Below are 22,900 nucleotides of genomic sequence, written 5' to 3' on the forward strand. Positions count from 1 at the left end.
TCAGTGGGAGGGTGGGTCACACCCCGGCGGGAGGTGCTCACCAACATCCTCTCTGTGGGCGGGGGAGGCGGTGGCACTCCGCAAGATCAGAACGAGGCGCTCCCCGCGGGCCGGGAGACCCGCGGGGAGCGCCTTGACGACCGACTCGGGACCTAGTCGATCGTCGGGGGGAGGTTCCGGGCGGCCTTCAGGGCGGCGGCCGCGTTGGCGTACGGGTTGTAGCTGTAGGTGCGGTCGAGGGAACCGGGCACCTTGAAGTAGGCGGCGGCCAGCTTGGCCGGGTCGGTGGCGATCTCGCCGCGGGCGGGGGTGTCGTTGCCGTCGTCCCAGCCCCACGGGGCGTTGGCCGAGTTCGTGCCGCACGAGTAGGTGCCGGTGCCGCAGCCGCCGGTGGTGTCACCGGCGAACGTGCCCAGGTTGGCGAACAGGTTGGTGTTGTTGCGTTGCGCCCACAGGCCGCCGCTCGCGAAGGTGTCGATCAGCTCGTAGCGCACGTCGCGGTCGTCGGGGCCGTTGGGCGACTCCGCAACCGTCGCCGAGGGGTAGTAGACGATGCCGTCGCCGTCGATGTCGTACTGCGGCCACGCCTTGAGGCCGTGACCGCCCCGCTCCTGCGCGGTCACCGGGTGCTGGAAACCGTCGTGCGGCGATGACTTGAACTGCAGCGTGCCGTCGATGGTCTCGCTGCCGTTCGTCCAGTCGCTGCCGCTCGGGGCGTACGAGAAGAAGTCGCTGTGCGCGACCGTGACCGCGGCCTTCAGCTTGCCGTACTCGGAACCGTCCTTCTCGACGATCTCGAGCACGCCCTCGCCGTCGTTCTCGTGCTCGGTCTCGAAGAACGGGTGGTCGATCCAGTCGCGCGGGTGGAAGAAGAAGTACGCGAGGTAGTAGTGGCTGCCGGTCTCGAGCACCGAGTAGTACACCGCGGCGGCAGTGTTCTTCCCGGTGTTGTCCCAGTTGTCGCGGCCGTTCAGATTGCCGTCGAAGTCGTACCGGGTAATGAAGTCGCTCTTGCCGCCCAGGGCGTGGCTGCCGGTGGCGTCCACGTCCTGGTAATGGATCGGCGCCCAGCGCAGTGCCAGTTCGGCCCGGCTGGGTGCGGCCTGTGCCGGCGCCGCCATCCCGGCGGCGACCAGCGCGCCCGCCACGCCAGACGCGATCACGCGACGAATCCCCATGACCCTACCTCCCATAGATCGATGAGCGTAAATCTAAGGGCGGCGGGTGGACGAGAGGAGAAGAGCAAATTTCCGGTACGCGGCGGCTACGATTGCCCGGTGTTCAAGGTCGATCTGGGTGCGGACGCCGAACTCCGCCCGCTGGAACCGTGGCAGGCCGAGGAATTCCTCGCTCACATGAACCGGGCGCGGGCAACCGTCGATCCCTGGATTCCCTGGGCGAGCCGCAGCACAGATCTGCAGACCGCGCGAGAAACCCTTCAGCGGTACGCCGATCTGCAGGCCCGCGGCGAGGGCCGGATCCTCGGCATCTGGCTGGCGGACGTGCTCGTCGGCGGGGTGATGGCGTTCAACCTCGACCCGCACGCCGGCGTCTGCGAGATCGGCTGCTGGCTGGAACCGGCCGGCACCGGCCGCGGGCTCATCACCCACGCCTCCGCACACCTGATCGACTGGCTGGTCGTCGAGCGCGGCGTCCACCGGGTCGAGTGGCACTGCCGCCCCGACAACGTGGCCAGCTCGAACGTGGCCCGCCGACTCGGCATGACCCACGAGGGCACGCTGCGCGCCAACTTCCCGTGGCAGGGCGTCCGCCACGACAGCGAGATCTGGGCCGTCCTTGCCCCTGAGTGGTCCGGCCGGAAAGAACCGGAGTGACCCGGCCTGAAAGTGCCGGAGTGGCCCGGCTTGAAAGTGCCGGAGTGGCCCGGCCGGACGGTGCCGGTGCGGCTCGGCCGGAAGGCGCCGGTGTGGGCGGGCAGGAAAGAGCCGGAAAAGTCCGGTCCACGGCATGATCGTGCTGCCCGAGCCCACGCTCACCCATCGCGCTGAGGGCGGCCGCGACGAGCCGGTGCTCGTCTGGCGGCTGCCCGAGCCGGTGCTGGCGATCTCCTCGGCCGTGCTGGGCGGCGGCATCGGCCCCTGCGGCTGGGTGGTCAATGCCAGCGTGCCCATGTCGTACGACCGGGACGATCCGGCCGACCACCTGACCGGCATCGCGGCTGGTCTCGGTCTCAGCGGTCCCGGCGTCGGCCTGCTCACCGGGGTCAACGTGGCTGATGTCGTCGCGACCGAGGACGGTGGCGTGCTGCTGTGGGCGACGGTCGGGCTGGGCGTGCCGATCCGAGCCGCCGCCCCGGCCGTGGAGGCCGTACCGCATGTCGGCACGATCAACGTCGTCGCCTGGGTGCCCGTCCGGCTCAGCGCGGGCGCACTGGTCAACGCCGTCGCCACGATCACCGAGGCCAAGGCGCAGGCGATCCGCGACCTCGGCTGGGACGCGACCGGCACGCCTACCGACGCGGTCTGCGTGCTCTGCCCCACCGAAACGCCCGGCGAGTCGCACGGCGCTGCTTACGGTGGGCCGCGGTCGACCTGGGGGGCGCGGCTCGCCCGGGCGGCCTACCAGGCTGTGCTCAGTGGTAGGTGAGCTCGCCGGCCTCGATGGCGGCCGAGATCGTGTTCTCGGGTGGGGCCAGCGGGCACAGCCAGGCGTCGTCGTACGCGCATGACGGGTTGTAGAGATAGTTGAAATCGAGCCGGACCCGCGTACCGGAAAGGGTTTGCAAGCCCCGCCCGTGGGTGCCCTTGACCGTGTCGGTGAGGTAGCGCCCGCCGCCGTAGGCGCCCTTGCCGCAGGTGGCGTCGCGCACAGGCAGGAAGAGGCCGCCGCCGTAGGCAGCGATCCACCACAGGGACAACTCGCCGAACGGTGACTCGATGACGCCGACCCGGTTGTAGTGCACGACACCGTCGGGGCCGCCGGTGTCGATGTCGATCGAGCCGGACGCCGGGCGGACCTCGGCCTCGACGATCATGTCGTCGTTGCGGGGGAGGTAGTGCAGGCCGGTGAAGGACGCCCGCTCGTCCTCGGGGATCGCCGACTGCGGGTGGGCGCCGAACAGTTTGTCGCGTTCGGCGCGGAACTCCTCGAGGCTCGTGTCGGCCAGATACATCCGCGCGACGGCGGCGCGGTAGTCGGTCAGCTCGAGTGCCTGCATGCCTTTGAATCTAGGCGGAGCCGGGGCCGCGCGGCGGGTGATGAATGCCTCAGCCGGCCAGGATCGACCAGCCGTGCGGCGGGACGGTGGTGGGCGAGCGGTTGTCGTCGTGCGATTCGACCACCCGCAGCCCGGCGGTGTCGATCGGGAAGTCGTAGGGCTCGTCGCCGACGTTCAGCAGCGTGATCAGCCGGTCGGCGCCGTCGGTCGAGACCAGGGCGGCCGCCGTGTTGGTCAGGTGCTCGGCCGTCGTGCGGGCCCGGACCAGCCAGGCGTGCCGCCGCCGCAGGCCGATCAACCGCTTGTGCAGGTCGAAGACCGGCCAGCCGTACGGGGCCAGGCCGTCGCGCGACTCGGGGAAGGCCGGCCGCACGGCGTCGTCGCCGCCCTCGCGATCCTCCTTGACGCCGCGGAAACCCTGCTCGTCGCCGTAGTACACGCTCGGCACGCCGCCGACGGTGAACAGCACGGCCAGCGCGTGGCCGAGGTGCCGCTCGTCGGCGAGCTTGCTCGCTATGCGCGTGACGTCGTGGTTGCCGACGAAGGTGAGCGGCTGCCCGGCCTCCAGCACCTCGTTGTTGCGCTTGAGCGCCCACGCCAGCTCGTAGAAGTTGCCGTCGTTGAGGCTGCTCCACGTGGCCTTCCACAACTCGTACTGGGTGATCGAGTCGAGCCCGCTGTCGCGCAGGAAGGTCACGTAGTCGCCCTGGATGATCTCGCCGGTGAACCACGCCTCGGGCCGGTTCTGCCGCACCCGGCCGACGGCCGCCTTCCAGAAGGCGGGCGGCACCCCGTAGGCGACGTCGAGCCGCCAAGCCGTGGCGCCCCGGTCGAGCCAGTGCTCCATCACCCGTACGACGTGGTCGAGCACCTCGGGCTCGTCGTGGTTCAGCTCGACGAGCGCCCCGTGGCCCTCGAACACGGCCCGCTCACCCGCCGTGGTGTGTTTGAACCAGTGCTCGGGCGCCTGGAAGCTGCGCCCGACGTGGTTGAAGACTCCGTCCAGCATGACCTGGAGCCCTCGCTCGCGGCAGCCGGCGATCAGCGCGTCGAAGTCGGCGTCGTCCCCCAGCCGCGGGTCGAGCCGGAAGTGGTCGGTGGTGTCGTAGCCGTGCGACTCCGAGGCGAAGACCGGCCCGAGCTGAAGCCCGTTGGCCCCCAGCTCGACGGCGTAGTCGAGCCACCCGCTCAGCCGCCGGAACCCACCGCCGAACCCCAGGGGATAGACGTGCCACCAGATCACATGGTCGACCCACTCACGCATCCGACCACTATCCCCCTCGGGGGAAGTGGACCGAACCGTCGGGGTTCAGCCGGCCGCCCCAGAACTCCACGCCGCCGTCCTCGTTCAGCGTGTGGCCCCAGCCGAGGGGGATGACGGTCAGCAGCGCCCGGGCCTCGATGCCGGTCAGCAGGTCGGTGGCGGCGGTGACGCGCCGGGCGATCTCGGGCAGGACGGCGACCCGGTGGCCCGCGGCATCGACGTACGAGGCGAATCCGCTCTCCGGCTCGAACCCGCTCCACCAGGCCTCGAGCACGTCGAGAGCGACCCGGCGCGGCTCGCCCGGGCAGGCGGCGGCGATCTTCAGCAGTACGTCGGTCATCGCCACCGCGGCCGGGTAGACCGTGCCGCGATGATCGTTGCCGACCGCGAACCGCACCAGCGTCCCCGGATCGCTCCAGTCGGCCGGGGCGGGCCGGATGACGGCCCGCAGCGCGCTCAGGATCTGCCGCCGGTCGTAGTCGCCGGGTTCCGGCCAGGGGAACGCCGCCCAGTCCACGTCGTTGCCCCAGATCGGATCTCGCACCGCCGAAGGATACCGGTCGTCCGGCGGCGTACCGTCCAACGATGGACCCGGCGAGCCTTCGCACTGTCTACGAGGATCTGCACCGCCACCCGGAACTGTCCGTCTCCCACGCCTGCGGCCACGACATGCACGTCACGTGGCTGATGGGCGCCGCCGCCGAGCTGGCCGCGGCCGGCGACTGGCACGGCACGGTGGTCGCCGTCTTCCAACCGGCCGAGGAACTGGCCCGGGGCGCCCAGGCGATGATCGACGACGGACTGCCCGACCGTGTGCCCCGCCCCGGCATCGTGCTGGGCCAGCACGTGGCCCCGCTGCCGACCGGCATCATCGGCCTGACGCCGGGCCCGATGTGGGCGGCCTCCGACTCGCTGCGGGTCACCATCTACGGCCGCGGTGGCCACGGCTCCCGCCCGAGACCACGTGCGACCCGGTGGTCATCGCCGCCGCGACGGTCCTGCGCCTGCAGACGATCGTTTCCCGCGAGGTCTCGACCACCGAGACGGCCGTGCTCACCGTCGGCGCGATCCAGGCCGGCGCCAAGCACAACATCATCCCCGACTCCGCCACCCTGCTGCTCAACCTCCGCACGTACGACCCCAAGGTGCGGGCCCGGGTGCTGGCCGCCGTCAACCGCATCGTCGCGGCCGAGGCCGCAGCAGCCGGCGCCCCACGCGACCCGGCGATCGTCCTCGAGGAATCCGCCCCGACCCTGACCAACGACGTGCCGGCAGCCGAACACACCCGCCCCGCCCTGGAATCGGTGGCCGGCCCGGCCGCGTCCTCAACCCGGGCCCCCTGCCCAGCAGCGAGGACGTCCAGGTGCTGGCCGCCGCTACCGGAGCCCCCATCACCTACTGGCTCCTGGGCGGCGCCGACCCCGCCCCCTTCGCCACCGCCACGACGGTCGAGCAGTTCATCGAGGTGGCCGGCACCATCCCGTCCAACCATTCTCCCCACTACCACCCGATCCCCGACCCGACGATCACCCTCGGCGTGCAAACCATGACAGCCGCCGCCCGCGAGTGGCTCGACTGACCCCACGCCGGCGGCCGGAGGCTTCGACACGCGTCGGCCCTTGGTCCCAGTCGCGGCGGGCGAAGGTCGATCTCCGGGCGGATGTGCGGGGCGGTGCCCGAACGGTGGGATGCAGCCATGAGCAACGTGCGACTGTCTTCGAGGTTCGTGATCGGGTTGCTGGGGGCCGCCGGCGCCGGGCTGGTGGCGGCATTCGTGCTCGCCCCCGCTGCGCTCCTGAATGGAGCCGACGGGGCTTTCCAGGACGAGGGTGCGCTGCGGGATGCCGTCGGGCGCGGCCTCGTCGAGTATTGGCGGGGGGACGGGCCGGCCGCCGTCCTCGGCCTGGGTTGACCCCGGGGCGCGTACGTTGGGGCGATCGGCTGAGGTGGGGAGGCGGCCATGCCGCGGGCGGTCGGGGTGACGGGCCAGATCATGCTGGGCGCGCTGCTGCTGTTCACCGGCGTCGCTCACCTGACCTTCGCCCGCGAGGAGTTCCGGGCGCAGGTGCCGTCGTGGGTGCCGGTCGACGAGAACCTCGTGGTGGTCGGGTCGGGCGTGGTCGAGCTGTGTCTCGCGGTGGCCCTGCTCGTCACCTGGCGGCAGCCCGCCCGCGGCGTCGTGGGCGCCGTCACGGCGGCCTTCTTCGTGGCGGTTCTGCCCGGCAACGTCGCCCAGTTCACGGAGCATCGGGACGGCTTCGGTCTCGACACCGACGCGGCCCGTGCGATCCGGCTGCTCTTCCAGCCGCTGCTCGTTCTGTGGGCACTCGCCGCGACCAGCGCCGTCCCCGCCCTGCGCTCGCTACGCCGGCGGCGACGCGCCTGAGCTGTCCTCGTAGCGGGCGGCGATGCTGGTGGCCCGGTTGTGCAGGGCTGTGCGCAGCCACTGCGGGGTCAGGGCTTCGGCGTTGGTGGCCAGCTGCCAGAGGGCCCATTCGGCGTGTCTCGCGTCCTGGAAGGTGGCCGTCAGGAGCAGCCGGCCGTCGGGGGCGGTTTCCTCGGTGCGGACGGCCAGCGCGGTGCCCAGCAGCTCCTCGCGCCGGGCCGGGTTCAGGCGCAGCCGCACGGTGACCTGGTCGCCCCCGGTGCGGAAGCGGGTGCTGCGTTCCCGCCAGGCGGCGTCCAGGTCGACCCGGTCGGGGCGCTGGGCCGGTTCTTCGAGCTTCTCGGCGGTCCGCACGCGCGACAGGCGGTACGTTCGGTCGGCGCCGTCCCTGGTGGCCAGCAGGTACGTCTGATTCCGCGCCGTCACCAGGCCGATCGGGTCGACCGTGCGCCACTTCGGGGCCTGGCCCGTCGCCTCGGAGTAAATGCGCAGCTTGTGGCCGGACAGAACCGCGTCGCGGATCTCGGCCAGGACGGCGTCGGGCACCTCCTCGGTGACCGGCCGGCGGGCGAGCAGGTCGGCCTCGGGCTCGATCAGAAGACGTGCGGCGGTGGCCGGGTTGTTGCCGGGCAGGGCGTCGACGACCTTGCGCATGGCCGACGTGAGCGCCGGGCCCAGGCCGAAAGCGCCGCGTCTCGAGCCCGCGATCACCAGCGCGAGCGCCTCGTCGTGGTTGAGGCCGGTCAATTCCGTACGGAAACCCGGCAGCAACGCGAAGCCGCCGTGCCGCCCCCGTTCGGCGTAGACCGGCACCCCGGCTGTGGACAGCGCCTCGATGTCGCGCAGCACCGTTCGGATCGACACCTCGAGTTCACGGGCCAGCGCCGTCGCCGACAGCCGCTCGTGCCGGCGCAGCAACAACACCAACGAGACCAGGCGGTCGGCGCGCGCTGAGGACATGACAACGCAGCGCACGGCAGTGAATCCGGTGACGTGGTCGGTGGCGATGGGGTTCAACCAGGGTGAGCTCGTCGCCGGGCCCACCCGCACCCTCTATCTCTCGGGTCAGACCGCGATCAGGCCGCGCCGGCCACCACCATGCTGGGCGTGACCCGCCTGGCCGTCCCGGGCCAGCTGGTCGAACTGGAGGGCACCGCCGTGGACTGAAACCGCCCTAGACTGGCGCGATGTCGGAATTGATGACCTGGCTCAACGAACCACCTCAGTGGACGGACGAGGACGGCCGGATCCGGGTGGTGACCGGGCTCGAGACGGACTTCTGGCGCCGCACGTTCTACGGGTACGTCACCGACAACGGGCACTTCTATCACCGGCCGGTGACCGGTGACTTCACGGCCGAGGTGGTGGTCGCGGCCGGTCATTCGGCCCTGTTCGACCAGGCGGGCCTGATGCTGCGAGCCGGCGACAGCGCCTGGCTCAAGACCGGGCTCGAGGTCACGTCGGGCGCGGTGCAGCTCAGCACCGTACTCACCCGGGAATTCTCCGACCTGTCGGTGGTGCCGTTGCCGGATCATCGCGGCGAGCTGACGCTCCGGCTGACGCGCTTCGGGTCGGCGGTGTGTGTGCACCGCGGCGACGGGGACGGGGGCTGGCATCTGGTCCGGCTCGGTTACCTGGATCTGCCGGAGACGGTCGACGTCGGGGTGATGTGCTGCTCGCCGCAGCGGGCGGGCCTCGAGGTCACGTTCCGGGATTTCCGGGTGGGCGAGCCGATCTCGCGGGACGGCCTCGAGTAGGTCAGGCCCGGTAGGCGCGGACCTCGGTCGCCTTCACCGTGGCCCAGAGTTCGCGGCCCGGTTCCAGTCCCAGATGGACGGCGGCGGCCGGCGTCACGTCGGCCGCCACCGGCACGGGGCCGGTCAGCTCGACGCGCAGGGCGTCGCCGTGGCGCGAGACTGTGCTCACCGTGGCCGGCCACGTGTTGCGGGGGCTGCCGTCGGGGCGGGCCGGATACAGCGCCACCGCCGAGGGCGGGAAGGCCACGAAGACCTCGCCGGTCTGCTGCGTGGCGGTCACGAGTTCGAAGCCGTCGGGCAGCCGCACACCGAAGCCCGAAGCCTGGCCCCGATAGAGGTTCAGGCCGACCAGGCGGGCGACGTAGTCGGTGCGGGGCTGGGCCGTGATGGTGGCGGCGTCGCCGGTCTGCACCACGCGACCGTCCTCGATGATGACCAGGCGGTCGGCCAGCATCAGGGCGTCCAGTGGGTCGTGGGTGACCAGAATCGTCGCGCCGGGGAAGGCAGTCAGGTGGCCGCGCAGCTGGGCCCGGGTGTCGAGGCGGGTGCGGGCGTCCAGCGCGGCCAGGGGCTCGTCGAGCAGCAGCATCCGGGGCTCGGCGGCCAGCGCCCGGGCCAGGGCCACCCGCTGGGCCTGCCCGCCCGAGAGCTGGCGGGGCTTCTTGCGTACGTGCTCGGCCAGGCCCACCCGGGCCAGCCAGCCCTGGGCCTGCTGCCGGGCCTCGGCGCGCGGCGCGCCACGGCAGCGCGGCCCGAAGGCGACGTTGTCGAGCGCGCTGAGGTGCGGAAAGAGCAGGTAGTCCTGGAAGACGACGCCGATGCGCCGCTGCTCGGGGGCGAGCCGGTCGAGACGTACGCCGTCCAGCACGATCTGACCGTCGTCGAGTGGCAGCAGGCCGGCCAGCGCCCGCAACGACGTGGTCTTGCCGGCGCCGTTCGGGCCCAGCAGCGCGACCACCTCGCCCGGTGCGGCGGTCAGTTCGACGTCGAGGGTGAAGCCGGCTCTTTTGATCTTGAGGGTGGCCGCGAGTGTCATGCCGCCACCCACTTGTCGCGCAGGGCGGCCAGGATCCCGACCGAGACCGCGAGCAGCACCAGGCTGAGCACGATGGCCGCGTCCACGTCCTGCTCCAGCGCCAGATAGACGGCGAGCGGCATGGTCTGCGTACGCCCGGGGAAGTTGCCCGCGAAGGTGATCGTCGCGCCGAACTCCCCGAGCGCGCGGGCCCAGCAGAGCACCGCCCCGGCCGCCACCCCGGGCGCGATCAGCGGCAGCGTCACGCGCCGGAAAGCCGTCCAGCGGGTGGCGCCGAGCGTCGCCGCGGCCTCCTCGTAGCGGGCGTCCGCGCCCCGCAGCGCTCCCTCCACGGCGATCACCAGGAACGGCATGGCCACGAAGGCCTCGGCCACGACCACCCCGGCCGTGGTGAACGGCAGGCTCACGCCGAAGGTCTGGTCGAGCCATCCGCCGAGCAGCCCGCGCCGGCCGAAGACGAGCAGCAGCGCCACCCCGCCCACGACCGGCGGCAGCACCAGCGGCACGGTCACCAGCGCCCGCACCAGCCGCCGTCCCGGGAACTCGGCCCGGGCCAGCACCCAGGCCAGCGGCACGCCGAGAATCAGGCACACCACGGTGGCCAGGCTCGCGGTCAGCAGCGACAGGCGCAGCGCGGCCAGAATGCCGGGCTCGGTGAGGCGTTCCGGCAGCGTCGACCACGGCGCCCGGATCAGCAGCCCGGCCAGCGGCAGGACCAGGAACGTCAGGCCGATCGCGGCCGGAACGGCCAGCGCGAGCGGGATCCGGAACTTGTTCAGGGCTTCCGGAACCCTGCGTCGGTGAGGATCTTCAGCTCGGGTTCGGACCGCACGAAAGCGACGAACGCGGCGGCGGCCGACGGGTTGGGCGCGTTCCTGAGCGTGACAATCGGGTAGTCGTTGATCGCGCCGGCCGACTCGGGGAACTCGACGCCGTCGACATCGGCCGCGGCCGCCTTGGCGTCCGTGCGGTAGACCAGCGCGGCGTCGACCTCGCCCAGCTTCACCTTGGACAGCGCCGCCTTGACGTCCTGCTCGAGCGTCACCGGCTTGATGTCGACGCCGGCCGCGTCGATGGCCTTCCTGGCCGCCGAGCCGCACGGCACCTGCTCGGCGCAGAGCGCGACCTTGAGGTCCGGGTTCTTGAGATCGGCCAGCGCCCTGATGCCCTCGGGGTTGCCCTTGGCGGTGGCGATCACCAGCTGGTTCCTGACGAACACGGTGGGTTCGCCGTCGGCCTCACCCGCGTCGACAACCGTCTTCATGGTGGCCGGGCTGGCCGCCGCGAACACGTCGGCCGGCGCGCCCGAGGTGATCTGCTGGGCCAGGCCCGAGCTTCCGCCGTACGAGATGACGACCTGAACGTTGGGGTTGGCGGCCTGGAAGTCTTCCTTGATCTTGTCGAACGACTCGGTCAGCGACGCCGCCGCGAGGACCGTGAGCGAGCCGGTCGCCCCGGGCTCGGGGCTGCCCACGCCCGCACCGGGCCGGCCGCCGTCGTTCGAGGCCTCACCGCCGCAGGCCGCCGTCGCGAGCACAGCGACCATCGCCAGACCAACCAGGACCCGCCTCATTTGTCGTCCCCCCGCTCCACGACCACCGTGGTCGACTTGATGACCGCGACCGCCGTCGAACCCACTTCGAGCCCCAACTCGTCGACCGCCTCGCGGCTCATCAGCGACACCACCCGGAACGGCCCGGCCTGGATGTCGACCTGAGCCATCACCGAGTCGCGGGCGATCGCCGTGACGATGCCCCGCAGCCGGTTGCGCGCCGACGAGCGCCCGGTGCCCGGATCGGGCTCGTCGGCGATCGAGCGGGCGAACGCGGCCAGGCCGGCCCCGGCGATGTGCCGGTGGCCGTGCTCGTCGCGGTCGGCCGCCAGCCGGCCCGCGTCCACCCAGCGCCGGACCGTGTCGACGCTGACGCCGAGCACTTCGGCGGCCTCGCCGATCCGGTATGTCGTCACCAGGTCACCCTAGGGCCGCATCTGCGAGGGAAGAAACCCGATCGGGCTCGCAGATGCCGAACCGTTGCCGAGGTCACACCGGCGGCGGCATGCTGGGGGGCGTGTCCCAGCGAGTCACCGAGGTCACGGCGTTCCTGGCCGAGATCCTCACGCCCCGCGCGCCGCTCACCGTCATCGTCGACGGCGGCGACCACGGCGCTGCCACCAGGTTCGCGGCGCGGCTGGCGGCGGCCTTTCCGCCCTCGGCCCGCGCCTGGAACGTCGACGCCGTGCTCGGCCTGACCGGCCCGTCCGGCGGCGTGCTCGACTCGGCGCTGAACGTGCTCGAGCCGGCGGCCGACCGCGTGATCGTCTATCTGCGCTCGGGGCCCCGCGGCCCGGCCGGCGTGGGCGAGCGCCGGGCCCAGGTGGTGATCGACAACAACGACCCCCAGTGGCCGGTGATCCGCGAGCTGCACCCGCGCCTGGCCGACCCCGACCGCTGGCACCTGGCCGAGAGCCAGGCGTTCTTCGCCCCGCGGGCGGCGGGCTGGGACAAGAAGTTCGGTGACGACCTTCCCGCGTACGCCAGGGCCGTCGAGTCGGCCGGGCCGGCCCCCGGCGACATCGCCCTCGACGTCGGCTGCGGCACCGGGCGGGCCCTGCCGGCCCTGGCCGCCGCGGTCGGCCCGGCCGGTCGCGTGATCGGCCTCGACTGCACGCCGGACATGCTGGCCGAGGCCCGGGCCAAGGGCCGCGACCGGTCGGCCGCCCTGATCCAGGCCGACGCCCGCCGGTTGCCGCTGCCGGACGCCCTGGCCGCCGTGGTCTTCGCGGCCGGCCTCGTCCACCACCTGCCCGACCCCGCCGCCGGCCTGGCCGAACTGGCCCGGGTGACCCGGCCCGGCGGCCGGCTCGTCCTCTTCCATCCGACCAGCCGGGCCGCCCTGGCCGGCCGGCACGGCCGCACGCTGACCGCCGCCGAACCCCTGAACTCAGCCAACCTGACGCCGCTGCTCGCCGGCACGGGCTGGAACCTTTCGCGCTACGAGGACGACGACAGCTTCCTCGCCGTTGCGGTCCGCCTGTGAGGCAGGAGACAGGGCGTCGGCGGCCGATCGCGGCTATGAAGGACAGTCATGGCGATCTCCAAGATTCCGCCGCCGCCTGACTCGCTGCCGCGGGCCGTCCAGGCGCGCGGCATCCGGCACAACACGCTGCGCGACCTCGACGTGGACGTGCCGCTCTGGCGCACGGTCGTGATCGCCGGGGTGTCCGGCTCGGGCAAGACGTCGCTGGCCATGGGCACGCTCTACGCCGAGGGCCTGCACCGCTTCCTCGAGGGCCTGAGCACGTACAGCCGACGGCGGCTCACCCAGGCCCAGCGGCCCGACGCCGACCGCATCGACAACCTGCCGCCCGCCCTCGCCCTGCGCCAGCGTCCGCCCGTGCCCGGGCCGCGCAGCACGGTCGGCACGATGAGCGAGGTGCTCAACGTGCTGCGGCTGACCATGTCGCGGCTCGGCACCCACCGCTGCCCGAACGGGCACGACGTGCCGCCGTCGATCGCCACCCAGGCGATGCAGATCCAGTGCCCGACCTGCGGAGTCCGCTTCGAGGCGCCCGGGGCCGAGTCGTTCGCCTTCAACTCGTACGGGGCCTGCCCGCGCTGCGACGGTCTGGGCACGGTGTACGAGGTCGACCCGGCGACGCTCGTGCCGGATCCGGCCCGGACGATCGCCGAGGGGGCGGTGCTGCCCTGGAACGTGGGCGGGCGCCGGCTCAGCATGTACGCGGCGGGCGAGCTCGGGGTGCGGCTCGATGTGCCGTACGGGAAGCTCTCACGCCGCGAGAAGGAGCTCGTCATGCGGGGCGAGCCGGTGAAACAGGTCGTCACCGTGTCGGGGCGCAACGGCCGCCAGGTGCAGCTCAACGTCACGTACGACAATGCGGTGACCGCGGCCCAGCGGACGCAGAACAGCAAGTACCTGAACTCGCAGACCTGCCCGGTGTGTGGCGGCAGCCGGCTGCGGCCCGAGGCGCTGACCTCGCGGCTCGACGGGCGGAATCTGGCTGAGATCAGCGCGCTCGACCTCGACCACCTGGTGGAGTTCGCGGGCGGGCTGGCGCCGCTGATGCCGGCCGAGCTCTCCCGGCTGACGAGCGGTCTGATCGGTGAGCTGACCGGGGCGATCGGGCCGCTGCTCGACCTGGGGCTCGGTTATCTGGGGCTCGACCGGGCCGGGGCCACCCTCTCGACCGGTGAGCGGCAGCGGATCGAGCTGACGTCGACGGTCCGGTCGAACACCACCGGCATGCTCTATGTGCTGGACGAGCCGTCGGTCGGTCTGCACCCGAGCAACGTCGAGGGGTTGCGCCGGACGATCGCCGCGCTGGCCGCCAAGGGCAACTCGGTGGTCGTGGTCGAACACGATCTGGACGTGATCCGCACGGCCGACTGGATCATCGAAATGGGCCCCGGCGCGGGCCGGCTGGGCGGCACGATCCTGTCTCAGGGGACCGTCGCTTCCGTCACACGCGATCCGAACTCGATCATCGGGCCGTACCTCGCGGGACAGCCGGCGGTCATCCGGGCGCCGCGCCCGCCCGCCTCCTCGTCGATCGACATCGCGGTCGAGCGTCTGTACAACCTGCGCAACGTGACCGCGTCCTTCCCGATCAACCGCCTGACCGGGGTGGCCGGCCCGTCCGGCGCCGGCAAGACCGCCCTGGTGCTCGACAGCCTGGTGCCGGCCGCCCGCGCCCAGGTGACCGGCGAGGCGCTGCCGGCCCACGTGAAGTCGCTCGACCTGGGCCCGCTGCGCCAGGTCGTCGAGATCGACGCCACCCCGATCGGCCTGAACGCGCGGTCCACGCCGAGCACGTACTCGGGCGCCTTCGACGCGATCCGCGCGCACTTCGCCGCCGCGTCGGGCCTCGCCGCCGGGCACTTCTCGTTCAACACCAGGCAGGGGCAGTGCCCCACCTGCAAGGGCCTCGGGTCCATCGACCTGGACGTCCAGTATCTGCCCGACATCAACGTCGAATGCCCCACGTGCCACGGCGCGAGATTCAACGACGACACCCTTTCCGTACGCGTGGACGGGCGCACCATCGCCGAGGTGCTCACCCTGACCGTCCGCGAGGCCCTCGACCATTTCGCCGGGGTGCCCGCCATCGTCCGTCCGCTGCAGCCGATTCTCGACGTCGGGCTCGACTACCTGCGTCTCGGCGAGCCAACCCCGTCCCTGTCCGGCGGCGAGTCCCAGCGCCTGCGCATCGCCGCCCGCCTGCGCAGCAGCCAGCGCAACGTGCTCTATGTCCTCGACGAGCCCTCGACCGGCCTGCACCCGGTCGACATCCGCACGCTCGTCGGCGTCTTCGACCGCCTGCTCGACGCGGGCGCCACGATCGTCGTCATCGACCACGACCTGGACGTGCTGGCCGCGGCCGACCACGTGATCGACATGGGTCCCACCGGCGGCCCCGGCGGCGGCCGCGTGGTCGCCCAGGGCACCCCCACCGAGGTCGCCGCGAACCCCGCCGCCGTGACCGGCCCGTGGCTCGCCTCCCACCTGGCCCACTGACCCGTCCCCAGGCCGTTTTCTTGAGCGGCGCGCGGGTCGGTTCGCTGGGCGGCGCGCCGGGTCGGTTACGCGGCGGGCCGGGTGGTTCGCTGGGCGGCGCGCCGGGTTGCGCGGCGGGCGCACCATGCAGGCAGGTCGATCGATGCGGTCACGGAGCGCCCGGCGCCCACAGCGGGCCGGCTGGTCATCGCGTTCGCGGTGGCGTTGGTGATCGTGGCCGGCCTGGCGGTCTTACTGTGGCCCCGCTCCGACGACCCGCGCACAGAACTGACCGAGGACGCCCTGCGCGACGTTCTCGCCATCGGCGGTCCCACCGGCTGGACGAGTGCCGAGCCGCCGTCGACGGCATCTTCGCCAGCCACGGCACTGCGGTCGCCTCCGGAGGCCGCAAGCTGTTCTACGCCTCCGCCGACGACAGCGCCGTCCCCTCCGGCGCAGTCCTCACCGCCAGCTTGACCTTCGAGACCACCGCACACTGACCCCACGCCCGATGCGCCCGGCCAGTCGCCGCAGAATCACAGATGCAAGTGCGGCCCTGCTCGACACTGTCCGTGATGCATCGGCGCTGAGCGGTGCGGCGGCCACGACGCGCCCTTCCTGCCCTCGCGACGGGGACCACAAGGGCGGCGGCGTCCTGATAGCGTGCCGCCGCACAGCCGGTCAGCGCGAAGGAACGTCCACCATGAACTGCCCACGATGCGGAACCCGTCTGGACCATCCCGGTCAGGGCCATGCGTGCCGAAGCGGCCCCGCCCCGACTGTCCGGCCGCCGGGCCGCTGGCAATTCGCCCTCGGGACGGTGCTGGTTCTGACCGCCGCCCTGGTCGTCCACTCGTTGCTGCGGGCGGCGCTCAAGTCCGATCTCGTCGCGGTGCCGGCCTGGTTCCCCGTCACGGTGCTGTCGTTCGCCGTACCGCTGGCCCTGTTCGTGTCGGTCCTGGTGTGGACCAACCTCACCAAGCGCATCGTCGAGAGCTACGGCGGTCTGGCCGCGGTGGTCCGGAACTGGGTCATGACTTCGGGCTGGCTCATCCTCGTCCTGTCCTACCTGCTGCCGGCGAAGACCCCGACGGCCTTCCATCTGGCCCGCGCGGCCGGGGGCCTGCTGCTCATCGCCGGCCTGCTGATCAGCCGGGTCAAGCTCCAGCGCTGGCTGGCCGAACCGTCAGCCCCGGACAACCCGGCCCCTGCCGTCCACTCCCACCCCGGCGTCAGCGCCTCCCCGCCGGGCCAGCGGCCGCTGCTGCCACCGGTCGAAATCCAGCCTCGCGACTGGGACGCCTCCGCCTGGGACCCCGAGATCCAGGCCGACATCGAGCGGCGCCGCCACCGCACCGACCCCACCCACTGACCGTTGCGTTGTCGGATCGGGGTGGGGCTGCTCGTGGAGTAGGTGAAGGACCGCCGCTACGAGAGGAACTGACATGACCGCCACCTACACCTGGGACGTCTTCTCCACCCTTGACGGCTACGGCTCCTACGCCGAGGGCGCCGACTGGGGCGGCTACTGGAGCAAGCAGGGCCCCGAGTTGCTCGAGCACCGGGCCACCCTGTTCGACAGCGGGCCGCGGATGGTCTTCGGGGCCACCACGTTCCGCGAGAACGCTCAGATCATGACCTCGGGCATCGATCCGAACGCGCTCGACGAGTGGAACGTCCGGACGATGCGCGCGCCGGCGACCGTCATCTCGTCCACGTTGACGGACACCCTGGGCTGGCCGGACGCGACCATCGTGAGCGGCGACGCCGTCGAGATCGTCACCCGGCTCAAGCAGGAGTCGAAGGTGCCGCTGCGCTCGCAGGCCAGCCTGTCACTGAACCGGGCCCTGATGGCGGCGGGGCTGGTCGACCGCCTTCAGGTGACGATTTTCCCCGTCATCTCCGGGCGCACCGGCACCAGCCCGGTCCTCGCCGGCGCGGCCGACTTCGACCTCGAACTGCTCGAGAGCCGTACGTTCGACGGCCGCACCCAGGAACTCATCTACCGCCCCACCCCGCGCTGACGGCTCAGAGCGACACGTTGAGTATTTCGAGCCCGGTGACCGGGCGGAAGCCGGCCGCGGCGTAGAGGGCCAGCGCCGAATCGTTGTCGCTCTCGGTCTGCAGCGAGACGCGGCGGGCGCCGGCGGCGCGGGCGGCCTCGACGACGTGGGTCAGCAGGGCCCGGGCCACCCCGCGGCGCCGGGCCCAGGGCGGGACGTAGAGATCGCGGATCAGCCAGGCCTCGCCCAGTGTCAGCGAGGCCGGCATGACCGCGACCGTCACGAAGCCGTGGTCGGCGGCGGCGGCCACCCGCAGGCGTCCGGACGTAACCTGGTCGGTCAGCCAGGCGTGGGTTCGCGCGATGTCCGGCGGCTGTCCGTAGTGGACCCGGTATTCGTCGAAGAGCACGGCCACGGGGGCGACGTCGGTCATCCAGGCGACCCGCATCAGAGCTCGGCCAACTCGGCCTCGAGCAGCCGGGTCACCAGCTTCTGCCGGTCGGCGTCGAGCGCGATTCCCCGGCTCGGGCCTTCGGTCAGCATGAGCACGTAGAGGTGGACGCGATACAGCGCGAGCCGGGTGAGCTCGGCCGCGGTGAACGGGCCGGCTCCGTAGCCCACCACGAACGGATGCGTCTCGTCGATCCGCTGGAACAGGGCGGGCGACACGAAATCGAGCAGGGGATCGCCGTACAGGTAACGCTCGCCGTCGACCAGGCCGCTCAGCGAGCCGTCCGGCGCAACCAGGACGTTGCCGTCCCACAGGTCGAAGTGCAGCAGCGCCGGCCGTTCGACCGTGGCCAGCACGGCGTGGTGCCGGGCGATCAGGCCGTCGAGCGGGGGCAGCGGCACCGCCCAAGCGCCGGCGTCGGCCCGCAGGGACTCGATCATCGCGTGGAAGGCGGCCGGCCAGTCGGAACCGGACGGGCGGCCGCCGGTGTAGCCGAACAGCGGCCCGCTGACCGTGTGCACGCGGGCGATGGCCGCGCCGAGCTGCTCGCGGGCCCGGGGCGAGTCGCCGTCGGTCAGCGGGCGGCCGGGCAGCAGCGACGAGATGATCCAGTTGTCGCTGCCGGCCAGCACCGTCGGCACGGGGGCCTTTCCGCGCACGAGGGAAAAGTACTCGGCCTCGGCCGGGATCAGCCCACATTCGTACGAGAGAAGGCGAGCCGACGCCGGCGGCCCCACCTTGACCACCACCTCGCGCCCGTCGGTGAGCGAAGCTCGCCACACCGCGGCGAACCCGCCGCCGCTCAGCTCCGAGGCCCCGGTCACGCCGGCGCCGAGACCGTCCCGGACGATTCCGGCGATGTCATCGACGCCGATCAGCGGTTGAGTCGGACTGCGCATGACCCGAGACGGTAGCCGAATCGTGGAAACGGGGCAGCGGAAAGTCGCGCCCGGGCCTAACGTGCAGCCATTCATGGACAATGGTCGATTCGGGGAGATCTTCATGGCGTTGCGGAAAGTATGGGGCCTGCTGATGGCGGTCCTGACGGTGGTCGCAGGCTCGCTGGTCGTGGCGGCGGGACCGGCCCAGGCACACCCGATCTACCGGCGTGCGTTCGGTAACCAGTACTTCCACCAATGCCTGTGGGCGGTCCCGGTCTCCTCGAACGAGTACAACTATGTCGATTCCTGCGGCCGGGTGCCCAACACCGCCGCGAAGTGGAAGCTGCACGTGGTCAACGACAACTGGGCCGGCAGCGGGCATGAGCTGTGGGTGCTCGAGAGCGTGCAGTACCCGTCACAGTGCCTCATTGCGGACGGCTCGAACCAGCAGACCCGGTTGGGGACCTGCAACTGGGTCAGTGAGAACAACTACAACACGTTCGAGGCCTTCTACGACTCCGCCTCGTCCAGTGGCGGCGTCTACCAGATGAAGAGCACGACCTGGTGGGACCACGGTTCGAACTACTGTCTCAGCGTCAACGCGAATCACGTCGTCACCTACGGCGCGTGCAACGACAGGCCCAGGTCGTTCTGGGCGGTCAGCGCCGCCGCCTGACCGGTCCGCCGCCGCCCGGCCGGTCCGGCGACCGTTCGGGCGGCGGGGGAGCAGCCGGGTCAGATCGTGAGGGGCCGCAGCGGCAGGGCCGCGGGTGAGTGCTCGGCGAACGTGCGGTAGTGGCGCAGGGCCAGGAACAGCCAGCCGAGGCTGAGAACGGCCAGCACGAGGTACGGGATCAGGGCGCCGAACGTGTCCCAGGCCGTGTGCAGGGCGACCGCGCCGGCGAAGGTGCCCAGGAAGGCGAATGCCCGCCGGGTGCTGGGCGCCGCGATCAGGGCCCACAGCGCGCCGGCGGTCAGGCCGGTCCACGCGGTGTGGCCGGCGGGGGAGGTCAGGCCGCGCAGGAACAGGGTCTGCTCGACGCTGCCGATGTTGCCGCCCGAGGCGAGCAGGGCTGTGAAGGCGTACCCCATGGTTTCGAGGGCGGCGAAGCCGAGGCCCGACGCGACGCCGATGATCAGGCCGTCGGAGGGCAGCCGGCGCTCGTGCCGGCGCATGATCGTGAGCAGCAGGATCAGCGGCACGATGAGCTTGGCCGATTCCTCGATCACCGCGACCAGCACCATCGGCAGCACACCGAGGCCGCGCAGCGTGTCGTACTCGAGGGTCCCGGCGACCACGATGCCGATGACGCCGCCGAAGAACGCGGAGGTCACCAGGGCCGAGGTCGGCACCTGCCAGCGGCCGGTGCGGGCCTGGGCGAAGGTGAGGAAGGCGAGCGGGACGACGGTGGCGCCGAGCAGGATCAGGGCCGGCACGAAGTTGGGGTTCTGCGTGTGGACCAGCGTCCACAGCACGACGGCGTACAGAGCAAGACCGGTGACCAGGACGCCGAGCCAGGCCCACCGGCGGGAGGTGTGATCGCGCATGGCACGCAGCTACCCCGCCGGTGGGATCGACTCACGGTAATGCGACGCGCGTCGCTCAGTGTGCGACGGCCATCACGGGCTGGTCGCCCGCCTCAACCGGGAGCCGGCTGGGGCGTACGACGGTCCACAGCACCACGACCGCGCCGGCCATGCCGCCCGCGACCACGATCGCCATGGCCGTCGAGCTGTTGCCGAGCACGCCCACCAGCGGGGCGGCCAACGCGCCGACGCCGAACTGCACCGCGCCGAGCAGCGCGGCAGCGGTTCCCGCGGTCTCGCCGTGCCGCGACAGGGCCAGCGCGGGCGCGTTCGGCATCGCCAGGCCGACGGTGGCCAGCACCAGCCACAGCGGCACGAGGATGCCGGCCAGGCCGCCGAAGCCGGTGGTCGCGGTGACGAGCAGCACGACGCCGAAGACGGCGCCGCTGATCAGGGCCGAGCTCAGGATCTGCGCCGGCGTCCAGCGGCGGAGCAGGCGCACGTTGAGCTGGGTGGCGCCGATGAGCCCGACCGCGCCGCCGGCGAAGACGTACGCGAACTGCTGCTCGCTCAGGCCGTACTCCTCCTGGAAGACGAAGGAGGAGCCACTGACGTACGCGAAGAGGGCGGAGAACGCGAGCGCGGCGACCACGATCAGACCGACGTACGTGCGGTCGGTGAAGAGCCTGCCGTAGTCGCGCAGCGTGCCCCTCACCCCGCCGTAGCGGCGCCGGTCAGCCGGCAGCGTCTCGGGCAGGAACAGCGCAGTGGCGGCCAGGATCGCGACCGCGACCACGGTGAGCACCACGAACACGCCGCGCCAGGACGTCCAGTGCAGCACGGTGCCGCCGATGGTCGGGGCGAGGATCGGCGCCACACCGATGACCAGCATCAGCCGCGAGAGCAGCTTGGCCGCGGCGAATCCGCTGAACAGGTCGCGCACGATCGCCATCGCGACGACGGCGGCAGCCGCGGCGCCCAGGCCCTGCAGCACGCGCAGGGTGCCGAGGACGGCGAGGTTCGGGGCGATGACGCACAGCACGGAGGCCAGGACGTGCACGCCGACACCGGCCAGCAACGGGGTTCGGCGCCCGATCGCGTCGGAGAGCGGGCCGATCAGCAGCTGTCCCAGCGCCAGGCCGAGGAGCGTGCCGGTGAGCGTGAGCTGCACCGCGGCCTCGGTGGTCTGCAGGTCGGTGGCGATCGTCGGCAGGGACGGAAGGTACATGTCGATGGTCAGCGGTCCGAGGGCGGACAGAAAACCGAGGACGAGGACGACACCTAAGCGGCGGCCGGCAGGATCTTGGCGCATATTCGGGTTCAAGCTTCCCGCGGCCGAGTTTCTTCCGTCCGGTAATAGTGGTCACAAACTCGCCGAATCGCGGTGATCGGCTTGACTCGCCCCGGCGCTGTGCTGCGGAAACGATCAGTGACCGGACCCACGTGTGGTTTCGGCCGGATTCGGTTGTCGTCGGCGGCCGGGCGGACAAGGCTGGGTGCCGTACGTGCAAAGAAAGCGAGTGGAAGGCAACTCATGCCCCTGCGTTCCCCAGCACGGGCCTGGGCGGTCTGGGCCGTCGGCCTCGCCGCGTACATCGTCGCAGTGCTGCACCGCACGTCACTCGGCGTGGCCGGTCTGGACGCGCAGCACCGCTTCGGCATCGGCGCCGGAGCGCTCGCCACGTTCGCCGTGCTGCAGCTTCTTGTGTACGCAGGTCTTCAGGTGCCGGTCGGGCTGCTGCTCGACCGCTTCGGGTCGCTGCGACTGGTGGTCAGCGGCGGTGTGCTGATGGCGACCGGTCAGGCGATCATGGCAACCACCGATCACGTCGGCGGCGCCGTGCTGGCCCGCATCCTGGTCGGAGCGGGCGACGCCATGACCTTCATCAGCGTGTTGCGGCTGGTGCCGCAGTGGTTCCCGGCCAAACGTGTGCCGGTGCTGACCCAGCTGACCGGCATCGTCGGCCAGGCCGGGCAGGTGCTCTCGGCGGTGCCGCTGGCGATCCTGCTGGCCGGTCCGGGCTGGAGCACCGCGTTCTTCGCGACCGCGGGGGCCGGGGTCTTCGTCGCGGTCGCCGCGTTCGCCGCCCTGCACGACAGCCCGGCCAAGCGGATGGACAGCGGCGCGTCGATGACGATGCGCCAGCTCGGCGAGAGCCTGGGCAGCGCCTGGCGGCACCCGGGCACCCGGCTCGGGCTGTGGACGCACTTCACCACCCAGTTCATGGGCACGGTGTTCGCCCTCATGTGGGGCTTCCCGTTCCTCGTGGCCGGGCAGGGCCTGCCCCGCGAGACGGCGAGCGCCCTGCTGACCCTGTTCGTGCTGGTCGGCATGGCGGCCGGGCCGCTGATCGGAATCCTCGTGCAGCGGCACCCGCTGCGCCGCTCGTGGCTGGTGCTGGGGGTGGTCGCCGTGAACTCGGCCGGCTGGGCCCTGGTGCTGGCCTGGCCGGGGCACGCGCCGCTGCCGGTGCTGGTGCTGCTGATCGTGGCGCTGGGCCTGGGCGGGCCGGGCTCGATGATCGGGTTCGACTACGCGCGGACGTTCAACCCGCCGAGCCGCCTCGGCACAGCCACCGGCGTCGTCAACGTGGGCGGCTTCGTCGCCTCGCTGTTGTCGATCGAATTGATCGGCCTGATTCTCGACGCGCGCACCGGCGGCGGCACGAACTATGACATCGCCGACTTCAAAGTGGCCATGTCGGTGCAATACATCTTCATCGTGATCGGCGTCGTCGGGATCCTGCGAACCCGCAGGCTGGCCCGGCGGCGCATGGCCGAGGAGGGCATCGTGATCCGCCCGCTTCGCGAGGTGTGGGCCGATCGGCGGGGTTTAGCAATCAGCCGTACGGAGAAGGCGAAAGCTTTCACGGGACAGAAGTAGACCGGCAGCAGTGATCCGGC

25 protein-coding genes and 2 pseudogenes are annotated in these 22,900 nt (G+C 71.8%); 14 read left to right on the forward strand and 13 right to left on the reverse strand.

Translation table 11 applies throughout. From position 1 onward, the window contains the following. Positions 1–152: 152 nt before the first annotated feature. On the reverse strand, positions 153–1,178 hold the full coding sequence (locus KXC43_RS48175) for a hypothetical protein (protein ID WP_221383036.1): 1,026 nt from the start codon (positions 1,176–1,178) through the stop codon (positions 153–155). Positions 1,179–1,277: 99 nt separating this feature from the next. On the opposite strand from KXC43_RS48175, the gene KXC43_RS48180 reads away from it, so the two are divergent. Next, positions 1,278–1,835, forward strand: coding sequence for a GNAT family N-acetyltransferase (locus KXC43_RS48180; protein WP_221383037.1), 558 nt, complete (start codon positions 1,278–1,280; stop codon positions 1,833–1,835). 139 nt (positions 1,836–1,974) lie between these two features. After that, positions 1,975–2,607 (forward strand): adenosylcobinamide amidohydrolase, encoded by a 633-nt coding sequence (locus KXC43_RS48185; protein ID WP_221383064.1) that lies wholly within the window; start codon positions 1,975–1,977, stop codon positions 2,605–2,607. On the opposite strand, the gene KXC43_RS48190 is transcribed toward KXC43_RS48185, so the two are convergent. Genes KXC43_RS48190 through KXC43_RS48200 form a run of 3 tightly spaced genes read right to left on the reverse strand, consistent with a single transcriptional unit; the run spans position 2,594 to position 4,986 of the window. Next, a complete protein-coding gene (locus KXC43_RS48190; RefSeq protein ID WP_221383038.1) occupies positions 2,594–3,178 on the reverse strand; it encodes a DUF1684 domain-containing protein in 585 nt (194 codons plus the stop codon). The genes KXC43_RS48185 and KXC43_RS48190 overlap by 14 nt on opposite strands. A gap of 49 nt (positions 3,179–3,227) precedes the next feature. Further along, positions 3,228–4,442: an alpha-amylase family glycosyl hydrolase gene (locus KXC43_RS48195; RefSeq protein WP_221383039.1), complete on the reverse strand. Its 1,215-nt coding sequence runs from the start codon at positions 4,440–4,442 to the stop codon at positions 3,228–3,230. Positions 4,443–4,449: 7 nt separating this feature from the next. Next, entirely contained in the window at positions 4,450–4,986 is a 537-nt protein-coding gene (locus KXC43_RS48200; RefSeq protein ID WP_221383040.1) for a hypothetical protein, read from the reverse strand. A gap of 41 nt (positions 4,987–5,027) precedes the next feature. Between KXC43_RS48200 and KXC43_RS53445 the strand changes: the two are divergent. From KXC43_RS53445 to KXC43_RS48220, 5 genes and pseudogenes are all read left to right on the forward strand, one after another. Beyond that, positions 5,028–5,477 (forward strand): annotated as a pseudogene (locus tag KXC43_RS53445) (M20/M25/M40 family metallo-hydrolase); the annotation flags it as partial. Then, positions 5,417–5,629 (forward strand): annotated as a pseudogene (locus KXC43_RS53450) (peptidase dimerization domain-containing protein); the annotation flags it as partial. The pseudogenes KXC43_RS53445 and KXC43_RS53450, both read left to right, overlap by 61 nt. 176 nt (positions 5,630–5,805) lie before the next feature. After that, the gene (locus KXC43_RS52165; protein WP_255646110.1) at positions 5,806–6,021 is read left to right on the forward strand and encodes a hypothetical protein; all 216 of its coding nucleotides are present in this window, start codon (positions 5,806–5,808) and stop codon (positions 6,019–6,021) included. Between the two features lie 117 nt (positions 6,022–6,138). After that, positions 6,139–6,354 (forward strand): hypothetical protein, encoded by a 216-nt coding sequence (locus KXC43_RS48215; protein WP_221383042.1) that lies wholly within the window; start codon positions 6,139–6,141, stop codon positions 6,352–6,354. A gap of 48 nt (positions 6,355–6,402) precedes the next feature. Further along, entirely contained in the window at positions 6,403–6,828 is a 426-nt protein-coding gene (locus KXC43_RS48220; protein WP_221383043.1) for a DoxX family protein, read from the forward strand. Here KXC43_RS48220 and KXC43_RS48225 read toward each other — a convergent pair. After that, positions 6,805–7,788, reverse strand: a complete 984-nt coding sequence (locus tag KXC43_RS48225) for a helix-turn-helix transcriptional regulator (protein WP_221383044.1) — start codon at positions 7,786–7,788, stop codon at positions 6,805–6,807. The two genes, KXC43_RS48220 and KXC43_RS48225, sit on opposite strands and share 24 nt — an antisense overlap. Before the next feature lie 227 nt (positions 7,789–8,015). Here KXC43_RS48225 and KXC43_RS48230 point away from each other — a divergent pair, with 227 nt between their 5' ends. Continuing rightward, on the forward strand, positions 8,016–8,585 hold the full coding sequence (locus KXC43_RS48230; protein ID WP_221383045.1) for a DUF1349 domain-containing protein: 570 nt from the start codon (positions 8,016–8,018) through the stop codon (positions 8,583–8,585). 1 nt (position 8,586) lies between these two features. Here KXC43_RS48230 and KXC43_RS48235 read toward each other — a convergent pair whose 3' ends face one another. From KXC43_RS48235 to KXC43_RS48250, 4 genes are read right to left on the reverse strand one after another with little or no spacing between them, the layout of a single operon-like run. After that, positions 8,587–9,621: an ABC transporter ATP-binding protein gene (locus tag KXC43_RS48235; protein WP_221383046.1), complete on the reverse strand. Its 1,035-nt coding sequence runs from the start codon at positions 9,619–9,621 to the stop codon at positions 8,587–8,589. Continuing rightward, the gene (locus KXC43_RS48240; protein WP_221383065.1) at positions 9,618–10,400 is read right to left on the reverse strand and encodes an ABC transporter permease; all 783 of its coding nucleotides are present in this window, start codon (positions 10,398–10,400) and stop codon (positions 9,618–9,620) included. The genes KXC43_RS48235 and KXC43_RS48240 overlap by 4 nt, the downstream gene beginning before the upstream one ends. Then, a complete protein-coding gene (modA, locus tag KXC43_RS48245) occupies positions 10,397–11,194 on the reverse strand; it encodes a molybdate ABC transporter substrate-binding protein (RefSeq protein ID WP_255646111.1) in 798 nt (265 codons plus the stop codon). The genes KXC43_RS48240 and modA overlap by 4 nt, the downstream gene beginning before the upstream one ends. Then, the gene (locus tag KXC43_RS48250; protein WP_221383047.1) at positions 11,191–11,589 is read right to left on the reverse strand and encodes a TOBE domain-containing protein; all 399 of its coding nucleotides are present in this window, start codon (positions 11,587–11,589) and stop codon (positions 11,191–11,193) included. The genes modA and KXC43_RS48250 overlap by 4 nt, the downstream gene beginning before the upstream one ends. 101 nt (positions 11,590–11,690) lie before the next feature. Here KXC43_RS48250 and KXC43_RS48255 point away from each other — a divergent pair, with 101 nt between their 5' ends. From KXC43_RS48255 to KXC43_RS48270, 4 genes are all read left to right on the forward strand, one after another. After that, positions 11,691–12,659 (forward strand): class I SAM-dependent methyltransferase, encoded by a 969-nt coding sequence (locus KXC43_RS48255; protein ID WP_308129592.1) that lies wholly within the window; start codon positions 11,691–11,693, stop codon positions 12,657–12,659. 48 nt (positions 12,660–12,707) lie between these two features. Then, positions 12,708–15,155, forward strand: a complete 2,448-nt coding sequence (locus KXC43_RS48260) for an excinuclease ABC subunit UvrA (RefSeq protein WP_221383049.1) — start codon at positions 12,708–12,710, stop codon at positions 15,153–15,155. 799 nt (positions 15,156–15,954) lie between these two features. Further along, positions 15,955–16,506 (forward strand): hypothetical protein, encoded by a 552-nt coding sequence (locus KXC43_RS48265; protein WP_221383050.1) that lies wholly within the window; start codon positions 15,955–15,957, stop codon positions 16,504–16,506. Positions 16,507–16,579: 73 nt separating this feature from the next. After that, positions 16,580–17,158 carry a dihydrofolate reductase family protein gene (locus tag KXC43_RS48270; protein WP_221383051.1) on the forward strand — a complete coding sequence of 193 codons (579 nt, stop codon included), beginning with the start codon at positions 16,580–16,582 and terminating at the stop codon, positions 17,156–17,158. 4 nt (positions 17,159–17,162) lie between these two features. On the opposite strand, the gene KXC43_RS48275 is transcribed toward KXC43_RS48270, so the two are convergent. Then, on the reverse strand, positions 17,163–17,585 hold the full coding sequence (locus KXC43_RS48275) for a GNAT family N-acetyltransferase (protein ID WP_221383052.1): 423 nt from the start codon (positions 17,583–17,585) through the stop codon (positions 17,163–17,165). Beyond that, on the reverse strand, positions 17,585–18,487 hold the full coding sequence (locus tag KXC43_RS48280; RefSeq protein WP_221383053.1) for a phosphotransferase family protein: 903 nt from the start codon (positions 18,485–18,487) through the stop codon (positions 17,585–17,587). Before KXC43_RS48280 ends, KXC43_RS48275 begins: the two co-directional genes overlap by 1 nt. Before the next feature lie 103 nt (positions 18,488–18,590). On the opposite strand from KXC43_RS48280, the gene KXC43_RS48285 reads away from it, so the two are divergent. Further along, positions 18,591–19,145: a hypothetical protein gene (locus tag KXC43_RS48285; RefSeq protein ID WP_221383054.1), complete on the forward strand. Its 555-nt coding sequence runs from the start codon at positions 18,591–18,593 to the stop codon at positions 19,143–19,145. Between the two features lie 59 nt (positions 19,146–19,204). On the opposite strand, the gene KXC43_RS48290 is transcribed toward KXC43_RS48285, so the two are convergent. Together KXC43_RS48290 and KXC43_RS48295 are read right to left on the reverse strand one after the other, a co-directional pair. Further along, complete coding sequence (locus KXC43_RS48290; RefSeq protein WP_221383055.1) at positions 19,205–20,017, reverse strand: PrsW family intramembrane metalloprotease; 813 nt, start codon at positions 20,015–20,017, stop codon at positions 19,205–19,207. A gap of 55 nt (positions 20,018–20,072) precedes the next feature. Continuing rightward, complete coding sequence (locus tag KXC43_RS48295) at positions 20,073–21,308, reverse strand: multidrug effflux MFS transporter (protein WP_221383056.1); 1,236 nt, start codon at positions 21,306–21,308, stop codon at positions 20,073–20,075. A gap of 222 nt (positions 21,309–21,530) precedes the next feature. Between KXC43_RS48295 and KXC43_RS48300 the strand changes: the two genes are divergently transcribed. Then, on the forward strand, positions 21,531–22,880 hold the full coding sequence (locus KXC43_RS48300) for an MFS transporter (RefSeq protein WP_221383057.1): 1,350 nt from the start codon (positions 21,531–21,533) through the stop codon (positions 22,878–22,880). The last annotated feature ends 20 nt before the right edge of the window (positions 22,881–22,900 follow it).

Origin of the sequence: Paractinoplanes polyasparticus (assembly GCF_019710575.1) — a bacterium.
Classification (GTDB): Bacteria; Actinomycetota; Actinomycetes; order Mycobacteriales; family Micromonosporaceae; genus Actinoplanes; species Actinoplanes polyasparticus.